The organism is Rhodococcus sp. 06-221-2 (genome assembly GCF_002258365.1).
Classification (GTDB): domain Bacteria; phylum Actinomycetota; class Actinomycetes; order Mycobacteriales; family Mycobacteriaceae; genus Rhodococcoides; species Rhodococcoides fascians.
Map to the genome: position 1 here is coordinate 1 of NZ_NOYJ01000022.1, position 1657 is coordinate 1657.

Sequence of the window (1657 nt, forward strand, 5' to 3'; positions counted from 1 at the left end):
ATCCATTCTTCGAGGTGCGGGGACTCGTCCCCGATACTCGTTCCGTCTCCGTGCCCGGTGTTGACTCGGGTCTCGGCGGGCAACGCGAACAATCGATCCCGGATCGAGCCGATGATCGTCGGGAAATCCGAATACGACCGACCCGTCGCACCTGGCCCACCGGAGAACAACGTGTCCCCCGAGAACAACTGACCGGCCTCGGGTAGATACAGACAACTCGACCCCGGCGAATGACCGGGAGTATGCAACGCCACGATCTCCGTCCCCGCGACGGTGATCCGCTGACCGTCCTCGAGCACCGAATGCCCGATGCCCGGATGCGTCTGCTCCCACAACACATCATCGGCCGGATGCAGCAGAATCGGCGCATCCAACTCCCCCGACAACTGCGGAGCGACCGTCACATGATCGTTGTGACCATGCGTACACACGATCGCCCGCACGTGCCGACCGGCGACCGCATCGACGATCGGACCGGCCGTATGCGCAGCATCGACGATCACCACCTCGTCGTCGTCACCGACCAACCAGATGTTGTTGTCGACCTCCCACTCGCCACCATCGAGCGCGAACGTCCCCGACGTGACAACCTTCTCGACCCGCAACTGCCCGCTCACAGGACCACCACCGAACGCAGCACCGTGCCCTGATGCATCTTCTCGAACGCCGCCTCGATATCACCGAGACCGATCCGTTCGGTCACGAACTTCTCGAGCGGCAACCGACCCTGCTCGTACAGATCGACCAACATCGGAAAATCCCGCTCCGGTAGGCAATCGCCGTACCACGACGACTTCAACGACCCACCGCGGGAGAAGAAATCGATCAACGGCATCTCGACGGTCATCTCCGGGGTCGGCACCCCGACGAGGACGACGGTCCCGGCGAGATCGCGGGCGTAGAACGCCTGCTTCCAGGTTTCCGGGCGACCGACGGCATCGATGACGACATCCGCCCCGAACCCACCGGTCAACTCCTGGATGGCCTCGACCGCATCGACCTGCGAGGCATCGACAGTGTGCGTGGCACCGAGTTCGAGAGCCCAGTCGAGTTTCTTCTTGTCGCGGTCGACGGCGATGATCGTCGACGCCCCCGCCAGGCGGGCCCCGGCGATCGCAGCATCGCCGACACCGCCGCACCCGATCACCGCCACCGAATCCCCGCGCGAGACGTGGCCGGTGTTCATCGCCGCACCCAACCCGGCCATCACCCCGCAGCCGAGCAACCCCACCACCGCCGGATCGGAGTCCGGGTCGACCTTGGTGCACTGGCCTTCGTGGACGAGGGTCTTGTCGGCGAACGCCCCGATCCCCAACGCAGGGGACAGTTCGGTGCCGTCGGCGAGAGTCATCTTCTGCGACGCATTGTGGGTGTCGAAGCAGTACCAGGGGGTGCCTTTCTTGCAGGCTCGGCATTCCCCGCACACCGCCCGCCAGTTCAACACCACGAAATCACCGACCTCGACATGAGTGACAGCGTCGCCGATGGTTTCGACGGTGCCTGCGGCTTCGTGGCCGAGCAGGAACGGGAACTCGTCGTTGATGCCGCCCTCGCGGTAATGCAGATCGGTATGACACACCCCGCACGCGGCGATGGTGACCACGACATCGTTCGGGCCGGGATCGGGAATGGTGATCGTCTCGATCGAGACGGGCTC

The 1657-nt window shown here is 64.5% G+C and carries 2 protein-coding genes; both read right to left on the reverse strand.

The window, feature by feature from the left end; genetic code table 11:
* Positions 1–617, reverse strand: a 617-nt coding sequence (locus tag CH281_RS11540; RefSeq protein ID WP_094694180.1) for an MBL fold metallo-hydrolase, incomplete at its 3' end; no start/stop codon positions are given.
* On the reverse strand, positions 614–1657 hold a 1044-nt coding region (locus tag CH281_RS11545), incomplete at its 5' end, for an S-(hydroxymethyl)mycothiol dehydrogenase (RefSeq protein ID WP_179274181.1). The genes CH281_RS11545 and CH281_RS11540, both read right to left, overlap by 4 nt.